We start from the raw sequence: 14,668 nt of genomic DNA on the forward strand, positions 1-14,668 counted from the left end.
CTTTAGAGCTTTATGTTAATCATAGCCACAACTATTTTTCTTCCCATAACCATTCTTTTTGTCTTAATCATCCCAATAATATATAGGTCTATTGAACCACGGAAGCCAATCCAAGTATAATATTTGGATTTTTGTTCCAATTTTACTTGAATCTCGCTCATCCACAAGGGAATTTCCCTCGTAAGTCTTATCGCCAACATAAAACTCATATATGTAATTAGGCGTTGTATAGCGGGGTCCCCCTATAGTAGTGGATGTTATGACAGCTTCAGTTTTAGTGCCATGTTTCTTCAGTACGCTCAATAGTATAGGAGTGGCAATGAAGCAATAAGCCAAAAGCCCCACACAGATAAGAAAGTAAATTATTCCGATTATATCCTTTATATTTATAGAGACTTTTTTCTTTGTCCACCTTTTCTTCTTATTCTTTTTCATCGTTATCTTTATTTATATGTATTAGCGATGCCAATAATAACTATCAATATTCGAAGCAAAACCATCACTCTTTTTTCTAAACTCACTTCTTTTCATAAATATCTTTCTTGTAAGGGTTCAAACGATTTCATATTACAGTCTTTCCATTACTTCAAAAAGCCTTTGACCAAACCATAAAGTATTGAGCCTAAGCCAGCAACGTATCCGTTAAGATAATTGATATAGTTAATGGTAAAACTTGGAGGAAACTTGTCTTTGTCCTTATAAGTAAAGACTGTGAATGCTATGCCGAAAATGATGGCGCACAACTCGTCGTATTGGTTACGGATAATGCAGTAAATTCCTAAGCAGACACAAGTAATGGCAAAAATCAAATAAGTAACATACAAAATGAGACCTATTGATTTTCGCTTTCTTATTGTGTGGAACAATAAGGCTATACCTGTTATAAAAGAAAGGATTCCCCAAAGACGTAAATATTCCATTATTTGATTCTTCTTAGTTAGACGTTATTATCATGCTAAATATAAATATAGGCCAGACGAGGAGCAAACATACGCAAGTTATGCAATACCATACTCGTCTGATTAAAAGAGTTTGCGTTTTCTTATCGCAGTTAAAAATGCAATAATATAGCCTATTCCAAAACAATTCTATATACTTCATATAGGCCTCTCTTTCTTTGAATTGGTTCTTTTGGAAATAAAAGAATAAATGGCATAGTGAATACAAATGGGCAGGAGATTGAATATCCCCAACCATACAAACATCAAGAGACTCAAAGATAAGGCAGCCCCATTGGTTACAACTAAGGAAATAATGCCTATCAAAAGTAACGTCACAAGACTATTCAATATTATTTGTCTTTTCTAAAAAAATTACGCTAAAATCAGCCGAATAGCTAAAAATGAACTATTTATGAGTTTTTCACCTCAACAGAGGTAATGATTTAGCAACAGTTCTAAATTCTGCAATCTGCATACGTTTGCTGCCTAACAACTCTTTTCGGCTGCAAAAATACAAAAAAAATAATGAATCTAAGAATTTTATTAAACAAAAAATATCAAACAGAGTAATATGTTGCAAAAAGCACGGTCTTACTAGTAGTCTGTAAAGTCTAAAAGTTGAGTAAAACGTCGTTCGTCACATACTGATGATTGATGAAATATCACACGTGCCTTACTAAACTTTTAGACTTTACAATCTACTAGTTGTTTATTTTGCGAAATACGTATTTACAACATTTGTTGTTGTATTTTGCAATTTTAGCAACTTGTCGGTAAATTCTAAAACTTTAAACTTAACAGGGAAAGTTTTTGTACCCTTTCCTTCTGATGGAAAAATAACATAAAATGTTTCTACGTTTTCCTGCTGTATTAAGTATGGCTTCTCTATAGTATGAGTCTGTCCATTAAAGGAGAAACTAGTTGTGTATGTCGTATCTTTGAATATAAGATTCGAAGTATAAGACTTTCCTTTTGGCAATTGCAACTCCCATTTTTTACCTTTTAAGCTGTCGATTTTAAATGATTGTGCATGAACTAATTGCCCATTTAGGAACAATAGAGAAATAAAAAAATATTTAAAAATTAACTTCATATTTATTTAATTACTTTATACCTGTTAATACTATATTATAATCTAAAAAAATTCCTTTCTAACAGATTTTGCCCAAAGCCAAGCAAGCAAAGCCATACTCAAGTTAAACAAGGAAATACAAATCGTAAGCATAATGCCCATAAAATGTCCCAAGTACAAGACTACTGCAGGAATAATATAGGCAACAAATGTGGCCACAAATACTGTGAGCAAATATTTCTTTGTATCTTTATCTCTTAGTTTCATATTACTTTCTTTATATCTTACTTTGGATAGCACATTATAATGAAATGTTATTTTAAACTCATTTTATGCTACAAAAATAACATTTTGTAGTGATAATCGGTTATAATCCCTTGAAAATCTACGATATTCTATCGTAATTTAGATAAAATAGAAATATAATCTGTAAAAATGGAACAAAACAATTGATTTTCCAACAAGCCTTTCTCTTTGTCATCCCATTCGTTGTGCTGATAATAAAGAACTATAGAAGGAAGAGAAAAGGTTCATCCGGAATATGTGGTGATGAACCTAAGGTATTGTAGGAGGTACGGTATCCGAAGAGGGCACTTTTTTCAGTGTCCTCTTTTATTGCACCTGTACTTATTATCTGTGTTCTACCAGCAAAAACTTATACACCGGCACAACCTCAATATCCATTCCCAGTTCGACTGAGGGAATGGTTTCTTCCTGGTCGTATGTGATAACCATGCATTTCTTTGCATTAAGGAACTTTCCTACTTTTTGTAGTGCAGAGATTTCTCTATTTCGTGTTGCATCCTCTGTCATACGATAAGACACCTGGACAAGCAATCCGTCTTTAGGCACACAGAAGTCTACCTCTATGTTTTTGTTGTAATAATACAAGTCGTCGCCATACTTCTTGTAAAGTTGTATAGCCACAAGATTCTCCAACAACTTAGTCTCTGGCTGGAAGAGAAACAGGTTCAGAATACCGTTGTCGTAGAAATAATGCTTTTTTATAGTCTCACGTTCGGTGATGGAGTCGGTGAAGCAACTGATGCTGAATGTTAGGAACGACTCGTGCAGATAGTCAAGATATGAAGCTATGGTTTCTCTTGCTATTTTTGTTCCGTCTCCTTGCAGAATGTTTTGTAGGCGTTTAATTGCAGTAGGTTGCATTACGCTGTCTGCTAATTTCCTTATAAGCAAGCGAAGACTACGCTCATTCCTAACACCTTTTCTTATTACGATGTCAGAGTACAAAATCTTTTGGTATAGCGACTGAAGCCACGACTTCTTGTCTTGCATGTTGAAAACCTCCGACAGTCCGCCATAGTAGAAATAATCGGAAAACAGTCTTAATACATCATTCTTTATAGGCGACAGTTCCCAGAATTTCGTAAGATGCACATGTCGGTATTCCAGATATTCCTCGAAAGAGAAGGGATGTATCTCCTTTGTCAGATATCTTCCCCCCAATGTAGAGCTTATCTCGCGACTAAGCATGTGGGCATTGCTTCCGGTGATGTATACACGATACTTCTCGTCTGCTAATCGGCGGGCAAAGTGCTCCCAACCTTCGACGTTCTGTATTTCATCGAGGAAGATGATAGGTTGATGACTGAACATTTCACGGTAAGCCTCAAGTATAAGGTGCAACTCTTCCTTGCGGATGTCGATGATACGTTCGTCCTCAAAATTGATAAACAAGATTTCTTCCAATGAATGTCCTTGCGCTACAAGGTCGTGTATCTTTTGATAAAGCATGTACGACTTGCCTGCACGACGAATGCCTATTAACACATAGTTTGCATTTTCCTCCAAACTTATGTTGCGTCCTTGTAGTTTCACTTTGCCCACAAATTCTTGCTGCCAAAGTATAATTTGCTTTATAACATTCTTGTCCATAATCTTTGCATTTAAACTATTCTATATGCAAAGATAGCATAAATAAATGATATAAACAGCATCTTTTAAATAAACATGCAGTCTATACACTACATATTTTTACTAAAACATGCAGTCTATACACTGCATAATTCCATTGAAAGATGCAGTGTATAGACTTCATCCTTTGCTATGCTGCTTGTTTCTTCAGTCTATGCTGCACCCAAATGAAGGCTGGAATTAGGAAGACATCTGCCATACACCAGGCTACTGGGTCGCCTAAGCAGACACCGGTCCAAGTTAGTGCGGGGACGAGCCATAGGCTAACACCACATCGGGCAATCATTTCCATGACACCGCTAAGCATTGAAAGGTTGCTGAAACCGAGTCCTTGTATTGAGTAACGCAGTATGGTTAGCAATCCGAGAGCAGGGTAGAAGTAGTTGGCAATACGCATGAACTGTGCGGCACGGCTTACTACCTCAGCCTCACCACTGTCTACAAATAGGCTCATCATCCAATCGGCAAAGGGATAAATCACGATGAAGGTGAAGACGAAGTAGACCAGCATCAGGCAGATAGCATCCTTCACTCCTCTGGTGATACGTTCCATTTTGCGAGCGCCAAGGTTCTGTCCGCAATAGGTAGCCATAGCCACTCCGATATTCTCGAATACACAAGTGAAGAGATATTTAATTCGCATTGAGGCAGTAAAGGCAGCCACGCAAGTAGTGCCGAGGGCGTTGTTGGCACTCTGAAGCATAATGATGCCAATGCCGGTAATGGAGAATTGCAGACCCATTGGTACACCATTATTTAGCAAAATACTTGTTCGCTTGTTGTCAAACTGTCGTTCTTCGCCATGAGGAATGAGCAGCTGCATATGCTTGCGTATGTACCATATACATAATGCTACCGAAAGAGCTTGCGACAACCATGTAGCGATACCTGCTCCAGCTACTCCCATACGACATCCGAGTATAAGCACAACGTCGAACAGAATGTTTACAATGGCAGATGTTATGAGAAAATAGAATGGCTGACGCGAATTGCCGAGAGCACGTATCTGACCAGAGAAGAGATTGAAGCCAAATGTAAGCGGTATGGCGGCAAACTGCAACATAAGAAATATGTAGGCATCGTGGAATATGTCGGTAGGAGTATTGACCAATTGCAGGATTCTATTGCAGAACATAAGCGATAGAAGTGTTACAACTGTTGCAATGACAGCTGATATTCTTACGGCATTAGCTACATAAATGCGCATCTTATGATAGTCCTTTGCTCCAAACGATTGTGCCACAGGAATAGCAAATCCAGCACAAGCTCCATTGCAGAAACCCATGACAAGAAACATTATGGATGATGATGCGCCTACTGCAGCCAATGCTTCTACACCAATCCATCTGCCTACTATGGCTGCATCGATTACAAGGTACATCTGTTGTAGGATGTAGCCCAAAATCAAGGGAAGGGCAAACTTGGTTATCTGTCGTAATGGCGAACCTACAGTCATATCGCCTACCGAACTGGTCTTTGCCTTGGCATAAGACTCATTTGAATTCTGATTTTGTCTTTCCATGTCTTAGTTATCCTTATCCTTAAAAATTGCTTAAATCTTCTGATAAGCCAAGCGCTCAAAGTCGGTATCCAGGTCGATTATGTGCACAATGCCGCAATAGTGGAATCCGTATTTCTTTATCAGATGCTGCATAATGCTATTGTTTCTATGTGTGTCGATGCGCAGGTTGTTGGCGTGTTTGTTGCAATAATCCATTATGGCAGCAAATTTATCTTTTCGAGTGATTTGTTGATATTTTGCCGAATCGCCAACCCACGCCAAGCATCAAGTGTTTAGGTGTATGGAAGTTGTTGAGCGAGTATCCGATGTGCAGCAGACTGCGTTGTGTTATGTTTATCTTCAATGCCAGAACCTCGTACATACCTCCAAACTCGCCCTCGGTATTAAGAAAATTCTTGCCGATACCAAAGTTTATTGCAAAGTAGGGCATAGTAAATTCGGCACGTGCCGACATACCAAGTGTCATCTGTTTGGCTGTTGACGGGCGTCGGTATTGGTCGTTGTATTTAGGGTCTATATAGTCAACGTCGTAGTATAGGTTGGCTGTGCGGTCGTATGTACCGTCAAGCGATGCTCCGAGCTTAAGCCAATGGTTAAGTCGGTACATAGGATTGAAGTTGAAGCCAACAACAGCAGTCTTTCCTTCAAGCAAAAAAGGATAGCCGTCCTCGTATCCGCCACGTTGACGCCAAGCACCATACATAATAAGGTCGTAGGTAATGTTGTGGCTTACGGGCGAAACTGTTTGGTGGCGATATAGCAGATGGTCGCTCTTACGACCTATATAATAAGCAGCTCCAATGTTTACAAAGGCGGTGTTGAGTCCAAGGTTTGGATATTGCGTATTGCCGTTGGAATAATGGGCTGCTCCAATTCCGATGTTAAGGTCTACATGTCTTGACAGAATCCAACGCAGATAAAAATCGAGACCAATGTATGCCGTTACCTTCGAACCTATTACCTTGTTGTCTGGGTTAGACTCCTCGTTGTATGGATGCCAACCAAAGGCAAGTCCAAGGTTCCATTCATAGTTGAGTGATAGATGGTTAGACAAACTTGCTATGCGTGCTCCTTGTAGCAGAAACACACTAAGTGGATTGCCCAACTGATGATTGAAGTCGTTGTAGCCAATGCCAATACCTTGATATGCATCACGGAATGTTTGTGCTTCCCTGCTCTGTTCGGGAGCCGAGAAAGCATACTTCAACCTTAATCCCATGTTATGGTTCATTGTGCGCACTTCTGGATTGCTTCCTCTTAGAAACTCATTGGTATGCAGAATAAGTCCCGGCATGGCGTCTATAGCAATCTGATGTATATAATGGCTGGTTGTAGTAGAGTCGGCTACCTCTGTTTGTTCAGGTGCCTGTTCTGTTGCTTTAACTGGCAATGCAATGCAAGCGATAGCCAGAAGTATATATATATAATAAGGTGTATTTCTCATATCTTTGTTTGTTGATGCAAAAGTAACAATAAAATAGAAGACAGGGCATTTTTTTTTGTAATTTTGTATCTGCTTAATTATACATCAATAAAAATAGGTAAAGACAACTTAAAAATATATCACAACAGTTTAAATAATTAGTGAAAATGAATATATCAACTCTCTCGTTCATTCATATCGACGACATACGCCTGCACGCCCGTCATGGTGTATTGCCACAGGAGCAAGCTACAGGCAACGATTATACTATCAACATACGCATAGGCTACGACATAAGCCGTGCTATGCAGACCGATGATGTAACAGATACGCTCAACTATGCCGAGGTGTTTAATGTTATAAAACAGGAAATGGCGATGCCATCAAAACTAATAGAGCATGTATGTGGACGCATAGCCAACAGACTGATGGAGCAGTATGCCGATATTATGTCAATAGAGCTTCGCATAACAAAATTAAATCCTCCTATGGGAGCCGACTGTCGTGGAGCTGGTGTCGAAATACACGTGACACGCGAAAAAACTAAATGAATGTTTGCAGTTTTATCAATTAATTAGCTAACTTTGCACGCAAACATAAACGTAGCACATCCAATCAATGTTAAAGAAAGTACTGCTCGCAATTCTTCTCATCATATCCTTTGCATCTGTAGTAGCGGCTGCAAACAGGAAGTTTACTCTATGTATTGACGCCGGACATGGCGGAAAGGATACCGGAGCTCCTGGCAGCATATCGGTAGAGAAGAACATAAACCTCAATGTGGCGTTGGCTTTTGGCCGTTACGTTGAGCGCAACTGTCCTGACGTAAGTGTGGTATATACTCGTCGTACCGACGTGTTTGTGCCATTATACGAACGTGCCGAGATTGCCAATCGGCGTAAGGCCGACCTCTTTATATCTGTTCATACCAATGCATTGAAGGGCAACCATTCTATGCGTGGTTTTGAAACTTACACTCTTGGCGACGGTACATCGCATGCCAAAGAGACTAATCTTGAGGTGGCAAAACGTGAGAACTCGGTAATTCTGCTTGAGAAAGATTATCAGCAACACTATGTTGGCTTCGATCCCAACTCGCCAGAAAGCAACATCATGTTCGAGTTTATACAAGACAAGAACCTGACACGCAGCATAGAGTTTGCCAAGATGATACAGACACACGTATGTCGTGCTGCCAACCGTCCAAATAAGGGTGTGCACCAGCAAAATCTTGCCGTATTGCGACTTACATCTATGCCTGCCTGTCTTATTGAGCTTGGATATATTTCTACCCCTGCCGAGGAGCGCATGCTCAACAATAAAGACCAGGTGGACAATATAGTCAGAGGTCTGTACAACGCCTTTGTGCAATATAAGAATAAGTATGATACGGGCATGACTGTGCCTTACAAACCAATATCCGACCCCGTGCCTGAGCGTAAAGCCGACGATAATGCCGACAAAAAAGACGATAAAGACAACAGTATAGCTGATGAGGCTCGTCAAGAAACACGTGGCATGGACGCTGACAACCAAGAACAGAATGTTGTAAATACCAACGACAACAAGGAAAACTCTCGTCAGCAAAGGTCGCGCAACAATCAAAAGCAGGAACAGTCAAAGAGTCAACCTGTCGTTAAGCCTTTGCAGAACAAGCCACAACAACCTAAGGCTGTTATGGGCAAGCCAGATAATACACGTCCTGTATTTAAGGTGCAGATACTTGTATCGCGACATCGATTGAAGTCAGGCGACCATAACTTTAAGGGACTTGAAGGTTGCGACAGTTACGAGGAAGCAGGAATGGTGAAGTATACCTACGGAGCATCCAACAACTACAACGAGATATATCGCTTGCGCAAGGAAATACTCGACAAGTTCCCTGGAGCATTCATCATAGCCTTCAAAAATGGAGAGAAGATGGATGTAAACCAAGGCATACGCGAATTTAAACAAAACAGAAACAAATAAAACACACATATAGATATGAAAGCGTTTACAAAGGAAGTGAAAATTGCACTCGTCGCAATCGTCGGTGTAATTATATTGTTTTTTGGCATGAACTTTCTGAAGGGTATCAACATCTTCTCGTCTACCAACGACTACTTCATCGAGTTTAAGGACATAAGTGGATTGTCGTCGTCGAGTCCTATATATGCCGATGGCTATCAGGTAGGTACCGTTAAGGATGTTATATACGACTATTCGGGAGAGAAGCCGGCACGTGTTGTTGTGGCTCTCGACAAGGAGATGCGCATACCTGCAGGCTCGTCTGCCGAGATTGTCAGCGATATGATGGGCAATGTTAAGGTAAACCTTCTTCTTGCCAATAATCCTCGCGAGCGTGTTATGCCTGGTGGAACTATCGTAGGCGAAGTAAATGGTGGCGCTTTAGGCAAGGCTGCGGCTATGGTTCCTGCTATAGAGAAACTACTTCCTAAGCTCGACAGCATACTTACAAGTGTAAACACCTTGCTTGCCGACCCAGCCTTGGCACATTCATTGCACAATGTAGAGACCATAACTGATAATCTGACAACATCGTCTGCCGAGCTTAACACTCTGATGAAGCATCTCAACCGCAACGTGCCTTCAATGATGGCCAAGGCCAATGGAGTGCTCGATAATACCAATAAGCTTACAGGCAATCTTGCAGCTCTCGACATTGAGTCGACCAAGCAGCAGGTAGACCAGACTATAGCCAGTGTTCAGCAGCTTACAAACAAGCTCAACAGCAAGGACAATACACTTGGTTTGCTTATGAACGATGCGTCGCTCTATAACAATCTGAATACAACAATGCGTAGCGCCGACACCTTGCTTGTAAACCTCAGAGAACATCCTAAACGCTATGTACACTTCTCTATCTTTGGAAAGAAAGATAAATAGTTTATATTAGAATTAGTATAAATAACGATATTGCATTGTTTCACGGCTTCAGCAATGTGCTGAGGCCGTTTTTCCTGTCTAACCACCTGTATATGCTATCTAACAGGTAACAAATTAAGTGAATATCGCCCTCACTTTGCCCAATACTTTTAACAGTCTTGTTTTTCAGTAGTTTACACATGACAGAGGGTGCATGTGTTTCACGAAATCATAAAAAAAGCTAACTATCGGGAAATAAGCCTGTTACATATCAATTACAAGAAAGTTAGAATTTAAACGATTTGCTCACCTCAAAAATAATTACTAATTTTGCAGTCGGATTTCATCAATTAATAGTTAGAAGTAAAAAAAATAGTTAATACACCAATAGCCAATGAATTTAAGTCCTGATAAGCTTTGGGACAAATGTCTTGCGCTCATACGCGAGAACATATCCGAGCAACAATACAACGCATGGTTCAAAAGAACCGTTTTCGAATCCTACAACGAGGAGTCGAAGACGGTATTGCTACGCGTACCGAGCCCTTTCGTGTACGAGTATCTTGAGGAGAACTATGTAGACTTGTTGCGTAAGGTGCTTACACGTACCTTTGGCATGGGTGTTAACCTGTCTTATCGCATCGTAACAGATAGCGAGAACAAGAAGACACAGGTGGTGGAAGGTGATGAGCCTACTGATGAGGCATTGCGTCCGCAGCAGCGCGAGCATGCTAATGAGTCGCCTTCTTTGCTTGATAGTGCTCCACAGCAGAACATCGATCCACAGCTTAATCCGAATCTCACCTTTAAGAATTATATAGAGGGCAACTCAAACAAGCTGCCAAGAGCCATAGGCAAGACTATAGCCGAGCATCCGCAGAACATGCAGTTCAACCCGTTCTTTGTGTTTGGACCGTCGGGATGTGGAAAGACTCACCTTATCAACGCTATTGGTGTTGAGGCCAAGCGCCTATACCCAGAGAAGCGAGTGCTATATATCAGCGCACGTCTGTTTGAGGTGCAGTACACCAATGCCGTGTTGCGCAACACCATCAACGACTTCATCAATTTCTACCAGACTATTGATGTGCTCATCGTTGACGATATACAGGAGTGGGAAGACAAGAAGGGTACACAGAACACCTTCTTCCACATCTTCAACCATCTCTTCCGCAACGGCAAGCGTATTATTCTTGCGAGCGACCGCCCGCCGGTAGAACTTAAGGGTATGAACGAACGTCTTATCACACGTTTCTCTTGCGGCCTTATAGCCGAACTTGAGAAGCCTAACGTGCAGTTGTGTGTAGACATTCTTGAGAGCAAGATTAAGCACGACGGACTTAGTATTCCTGAGGATGTGATACAGTTTGTTGCATCTACAGCCAATGGTTCGGTGCGCGACCTTCAGGGTGTTGTCAATTCGCTTATGGCATATAGTGTGGTTTACAACTGCAATATAGACATGCAATTGGTGCAGCGTGTAATAAAGCGTACGGTAAAGGTAGACGAGAGTCCGCTTACTGTAGACGAGATTATCGAGAGTGTTTGCCAGCACTACAATGTTACACCCGCCAATATCAATAGCCGTAGCCGCAAGAAGGACTTTGTTATGGCACGTCAGGTGTCAATCTATTTGGCACAGAAGTATACCAAGATGCCGGCAAGCCGCATTGGTCGACTTGTTGGCGGACGCGATCATTCTACCGTGATATATAGTTGCAATCAGGTAGAGCAGCGTATGAAGATAGATCAGAAGTTCTCAAGCGAAATAACAAGTATAGAGAATTCGTTTCGCTCTAGAGCATAAATAATAAAGAACCCAAGGCACATCGCCTTGGGTTTTATTGTTTAATATATATACTTAGCCATTTAATATATATTACTTTGCCAAGTATATTGTATTACTTTGCCAAGTATATTGTATTACTTTGCCAAGTATATTGTATTACTTTGACTTTTAATATATATTACTTTGCCATTTAGTATATACTACTTTGTGATTTAGTATATACTATTTGGCAAAGTTGTATATACGTTACTTGCAGTTAGGGCACCAAGGCTTGAGTTGCTGGAAGAAATCGTTGCCCTTGTCATCAACGAGGATGAATGCAGGGAAGTCTTCAACTGTGATCTTCCAGATAGCCTCCATACCCAGTTCAGGATATTCTACACACTCGATACTCTTGATAGAGCTCTTCGACAGAACGGCAGCCACACCACCGATAGTGCCGAGATAGAAGCCGCCATGCTTCTTGCAAGCGTCTGTTACCACCTGCGAACGGTTGCCCTTGGCAATCATCACAAGCGAAGCACCATGATCCTGGAACTCGTCTACGTACGGGTCCATACGGTTGGCAGTTGTCGGGCCCATTGATCCGCAAGGATAACCCTCTGGAGTCTTGGCAGGTCCAGCATAGAGTATAGGATGATTCTTGAAGTAGGCAGGCATTTCCTCGCCAGCGTCAAGACGAGCCTTAAGCTTGGCGTGAGCAATATCGCGAGCCACGATGATGGTACCCTTGAGGTTTACGCGTGTGCTTACAGGATACTTAGACAGCTCTGCACGTACAGCGTCGATGCCCTTGTCGAGGTCAATCTCGATGCCCTTTGTGCCCTCGCCTGGACGACGAAGCTCCTCAGGAATAAGTTCAGAAGGATTAGAGTCCATCTTCTCCAAGAAGATACCGTCCTTAGTAATCTTAGCCTTGATATTGCGGTCGGCCGAGCAGCTAACACCCATACCTATTGGGCAGCTTGCTCCGTGGCGTGGCAAGCGTATTACGCGGATGTCGTGAGCAAGATACTTGCCGCCAAACTGTGCTCCCAAGCCAATCTTATGAGCCTCCTTAAGCAACTTCTCCTCGAGATCGATGTCGCGGAAAGCACGTCCAGTCTCATCGCCAGTAGTAGGCAGAGCGTCGTAATACTTGATAGAAGCGATTTTAACGGTCAAGAGGTTCTTCTCGGCCGAAGTACCGCCGATAACGAAAGCGATGTGGTAAGGAGGACAAGCTGCTGTACCGAGGCTCTTCATCTTTTCAACGAGGAATGGCAACAGAGTGCCCTCGTTCTGGATAGTAGCCTTGGTCATTGGGTAGAAGTATGTCTTGTTGGCCGAGCCACCACCCTTGGCAACCATTACAAAGCGATATTCGTCGCCCTCGACAGCCTCAATGTCAATCTGTGCAGGTAGGTTGCAGCGTGTGTTAACCTCGTCGTACATGTTGAGAGGAGCGTTCTGCGAGTAGCGCAGATTGTCTTCGGTGAATGTGTTGTATACGCCACGCGACAAAGCCTCCTCGTCCTCGAAGTCGGTCCATACGCGCTGTCCCTTCTCGCCATGTATAATAGCTGTACCAGTGTCCTGGCAGAAAGGAAGGATACCCTTGCATGCAGTCTCGGCGTTGCGAAGGAACTGCAATGCCACATACTTGTCGTTCTCTGAAGCCTCAGGGTCAGAGAGGATTTTAGCCACCTGAAGGTTGTGTTCACGACGGAGCATAAACTCAACGTCATGGAAAGCTTGCTGTGCAAGTAATGTAAGAGCTTCCTTAGAAACCTTAAGGATAGTCTTGCCTTCAAACTCACCGGTGCTTACGCCTTCTTTGCTAAGCAGACGATACTCAGTAGTGTCCTTGCCCAACTGGAACATAGGAGCATACTTGAAATCTGGTGTAGATGCCATAATGTTATTTGGTTTAGAAATGATTGATAATTCTGTGCCACAAAGTTACTAAACATTGAAGACAATGCAAAATAATTGTTGACTTTATTATTGTTGAATAAAGATTTTGTTTTTAAGTGATAATCTGCCATCTTATCTGTCTTGGTGGCGTAATACGTTGATAATAAGTGTTTAATATGACTGTCAGATTGCTGGCAAAAGGTGCCATCTCAGCTGTCCCTTCTCGCCCCTAATATTGTATATAGGCTGACATATTGCCCTTTATTGAAAGCAATGTGTCAGCCTATAATACTGCTGATACTCAATGAGTTATACTGCGTTTGTCTTTAAAATGGCAGATTGTCACTTAAAAACAAAATGTTGTAGGAGATATAGGATTATTAAAACTGCATCATTGCAGCAGGTGTAATATTAAGTGCTCGACATAGAAGACGGGCAATTTTGAGTGTTGGTTCTGCTCGTCCACTAATGTAGTCGTTAATACGTGAAGGACTTATACCTATTTCTGTTGCTAATTGTTTTTGCGACATCTTCTTTTCTTCAAGCGAATCTTCAATTAGTTCTGCTACTGAAGGTTTGCCGATAGGGTAGTATTTCTTTTCGTATTCTTCAACTATGTCTGACATTAAAGTTAGTTCAATAGCATATTTGTCGTTGGTAGGAGTTTCGTCAGTAACCAACGGCAGGAGTTCTTCTATTCGGTTTAGTGCGAACTCGTATTGTTCTTTTGTTATATTATCCATACTCTATTGTTTTATATATTTGAACAGTCAATCTTGTCGTATTCTTTATGAGTGCCAACAAAGCGAATAAATATACGGTTAATTGTAAATTTGATGACGACTATTAGTCGGTAGTTATTGCCTTTGATGTTGAATACATAGTGTTGGTTGCCAACATAATCAGCATTAGGAAAATCTACCCTTATGTCTGAAAAGTTTTTCCATTCGGCTTCCTCTGCTATTTGATACCATCTTTCTAAAGCTATTTTGGAGTCTTCTCTCCCTTTTGACTCATAGATGTCTCGGAGTTTTCGGTGAGATATAATTCGCATAGTATGTATGTTCTATGTTGCAAATATATAGTAAAAACTTGAATTGTACAAGTATTCCTTGTGAAAATATTGTATTTCAGTATTGTGTATAATAAAATCGTCCCCCTCACTCTACCTTATAAAGTGAAGGGGACGATGAAAGGCATAATTATTATATGCACTACTTGC

The 14,668-nt window shown here is 41.2% G+C and carries 14 protein-coding genes; 4 read left to right on the forward strand and 10 right to left on the reverse strand.

Annotated elements, in window-relative coordinates; genetic code table 11:
• Window positions 1-63: 63 nt before the first annotated feature.
• The 7 genes from C9991_RS12525 to C9991_RS12555 all read right to left on the reverse strand — a co-directional run bounded on the left by C9991_RS12525 (window position 64) and on the right by C9991_RS12555 (window position 6,914).
• Window positions 64-435 carry a hypothetical protein gene (locus tag C9991_RS12525; protein ID WP_106812874.1) on the reverse strand — a complete coding sequence of 124 codons (372 nt, stop codon included), beginning with the start codon at window positions 433-435 and terminating at the stop codon, window positions 64-66.
• Between the two features lie 1,215 nt (window positions 436-1,650).
• On the reverse strand, window positions 1,651-2,034 hold the full coding sequence (locus tag C9991_RS12535) for a hypothetical protein (RefSeq protein ID WP_106812876.1): 384 nt from the start codon (window positions 2,032-2,034) through the stop codon (window positions 1,651-1,653).
• A gap of 42 nt (window positions 2,035-2,076) precedes the next feature.
• Window positions 2,077-2,280 carry a hypothetical protein gene (locus C9991_RS12540; RefSeq protein WP_106812877.1) on the reverse strand — a complete coding sequence of 68 codons (204 nt, stop codon included), beginning with the start codon at window positions 2,278-2,280 and terminating at the stop codon, window positions 2,077-2,079.
• A 363-nt stretch (window positions 2,281-2,643) separates the two neighbouring features.
• A complete protein-coding gene (locus C9991_RS12545) occupies window positions 2,644-3,909 on the reverse strand; it encodes an ATP-binding protein (protein WP_106812878.1) in 1,266 nt (421 codons plus the stop codon).
• Window positions 3,910-4,078: 169 nt separating this feature from the next.
• Window positions 4,079-5,404, reverse strand: a complete 1,326-nt coding sequence (locus C9991_RS12550) for an MATE family efflux transporter (RefSeq protein ID WP_106813129.1) — start codon at window positions 5,402-5,404, stop codon at window positions 4,079-4,081.
• Window positions 5,405-5,500: 96 nt separating this feature from the next.
• Window positions 5,501-5,665 carry a hypothetical protein gene (locus C9991_RS16750; RefSeq protein WP_157949468.1) on the reverse strand — a complete coding sequence of 55 codons (165 nt, stop codon included), beginning with the start codon at window positions 5,663-5,665 and terminating at the stop codon, window positions 5,501-5,503.
• Between the two features lie 13 nt (window positions 5,666-5,678).
• A complete protein-coding gene (locus C9991_RS12555) occupies window positions 5,679-6,914 on the reverse strand; it encodes an acyloxyacyl hydrolase (RefSeq protein ID WP_106812879.1) in 1,236 nt (411 codons plus the stop codon).
• Between the two features lie 146 nt (window positions 6,915-7,060).
• On the opposite strand from C9991_RS12555, the gene folB reads away from it, so the two are divergent.
• From folB to dnaA, 4 genes are all read left to right on the forward strand, one after another.
• Window positions 7,061-7,444 (forward strand): dihydroneopterin aldolase, encoded by a 384-nt coding sequence (folB, locus tag C9991_RS12560; protein ID WP_106812880.1) that lies wholly within the window; start codon window positions 7,061-7,063, stop codon window positions 7,442-7,444.
• A gap of 67 nt (window positions 7,445-7,511) precedes the next feature.
• On the forward strand, window positions 7,512-8,864 hold the full coding sequence (locus C9991_RS12565) for an N-acetylmuramoyl-L-alanine amidase family protein (RefSeq protein WP_106812881.1): 1,353 nt from the start codon (window positions 7,512-7,514) through the stop codon (window positions 8,862-8,864).
• Window positions 8,865-8,879: 15 nt separating this feature from the next.
• Window positions 8,880-9,782, forward strand: coding sequence for an MlaD family protein (locus C9991_RS12570; protein ID WP_106812882.1), 903 nt, complete (start codon window positions 8,880-8,882; stop codon window positions 9,780-9,782).
• Window positions 9,783-10,155: 373 nt separating this feature from the next.
• Window positions 10,156-11,568 carry a chromosomal replication initiator protein DnaA gene (gene dnaA, locus C9991_RS12575; protein WP_106812883.1) on the forward strand — a complete coding sequence of 471 codons (1,413 nt, stop codon included), beginning with the start codon at window positions 10,156-10,158 and terminating at the stop codon, window positions 11,566-11,568.
• Between the two features lie 228 nt (window positions 11,569-11,796).
• Here the strand turns inward: dnaA and C9991_RS12580 are convergent, their stop codons facing one another.
• From C9991_RS12580 to C9991_RS12590, 3 genes are all read right to left on the reverse strand, one after another.
• Window positions 11,797-13,446 carry a fumarate hydratase gene (locus C9991_RS12580; protein WP_106812884.1) on the reverse strand — a complete coding sequence of 550 codons (1,650 nt, stop codon included), beginning with the start codon at window positions 13,444-13,446 and terminating at the stop codon, window positions 11,797-11,799.
• A gap of 380 nt (window positions 13,447-13,826) precedes the next feature.
• A complete protein-coding gene (locus tag C9991_RS12585) occupies window positions 13,827-14,189 on the reverse strand; it encodes a helix-turn-helix domain-containing protein (protein ID WP_106812885.1) in 363 nt (120 codons plus the stop codon).
• 11 nt (window positions 14,190-14,200) lie between these two features.
• Complete coding sequence (locus C9991_RS12590; protein ID WP_106812886.1) at window positions 14,201-14,500, reverse strand: type II toxin-antitoxin system HigB family toxin; 300 nt, start codon at window positions 14,498-14,500, stop codon at window positions 14,201-14,203.
• Between the last annotated feature and the right edge of the window lie 168 nt (window positions 14,501-14,668).

Origin of the sequence: Prevotella merdae (genome assembly GCF_900290275.1) — a bacterium.
In the GTDB taxonomy this organism is placed as follows: Bacteria; Bacteroidota; Bacteroidia; order Bacteroidales; family Bacteroidaceae; genus Prevotella; species Prevotella merdae.

What these genes read in the sequence shown, in the direction of transcription:
- C9991_RS12525 (WP_106812874.1), bottom strand. Translation starts at nt 435, where the DNA reads ATGAAAAAGAATAAGAAGAAAAGGTGGACAAAGAAAAAAGTCTCTATA.
- C9991_RS12535 (WP_106812876.1), bottom strand. Translation starts at nt 2,034, where the DNA reads ATGAAGTTAATTTTTAAATATTTTTTTATTTCTCTATTGTTCCTAAAT.
- C9991_RS12540 (WP_106812877.1), bottom strand. Translation starts at nt 2,280, where the DNA reads ATGAAACTAAGAGATAAAGATACAAAGAAATATTTGCTCACAGTATTT.
- C9991_RS12545 (WP_106812878.1), bottom strand. Translation starts at nt 3,909, where the DNA reads ATGGACAAGAATGTTATAAAGCAAATTATACTTTGGCAGCAAGAATTT.
- C9991_RS12550 (WP_106813129.1), bottom strand. Translation starts at nt 5,404, where the DNA reads ATGACTGTAGGTTCGCCATTACGACAGATAACCAAGTTTGCCCTTCCC.
- C9991_RS16750 (WP_157949468.1), bottom strand. Translation starts at nt 5,665, where the DNA reads ATGGATTATTGCAACAAACACGCCAACAACCTGCGCATCGACACACAT.
- C9991_RS12555 (WP_106812879.1), bottom strand. Translation starts at nt 6,914, where the DNA reads ATGAGAAATACACCTTATTATATATATATACTTCTGGCTATCGCTTGC.
- folB (WP_106812880.1), top strand. Translation starts at nt 7,061, where the DNA reads ATGAATATATCAACTCTCTCGTTCATTCATATCGACGACATACGCCTG.
- C9991_RS12565 (WP_106812881.1), top strand. Translation starts at nt 7,512, where the DNA reads ATGTTAAAGAAAGTACTGCTCGCAATTCTTCTCATCATATCCTTTGCA.
- C9991_RS12570 (WP_106812882.1), top strand. Translation starts at nt 8,880, where the DNA reads ATGAAAGCGTTTACAAAGGAAGTGAAAATTGCACTCGTCGCAATCGTC.
- dnaA (WP_106812883.1), top strand. Translation starts at nt 10,156, where the DNA reads ATGAATTTAAGTCCTGATAAGCTTTGGGACAAATGTCTTGCGCTCATA.
- C9991_RS12580 (WP_106812884.1), bottom strand. Translation starts at nt 13,446, where the DNA reads ATGGCATCTACACCAGATTTCAAGTATGCTCCTATGTTCCAGTTGGGC.
- C9991_RS12585 (WP_106812885.1), bottom strand. Translation starts at nt 14,189, where the DNA reads ATGGATAATATAACAAAAGAACAATACGAGTTCGCACTAAACCGAATA.
- C9991_RS12590 (WP_106812886.1), bottom strand. Translation starts at nt 14,500, where the DNA reads ATGCGAATTATATCTCACCGAAAACTCCGAGACATCTATGAGTCAAAA.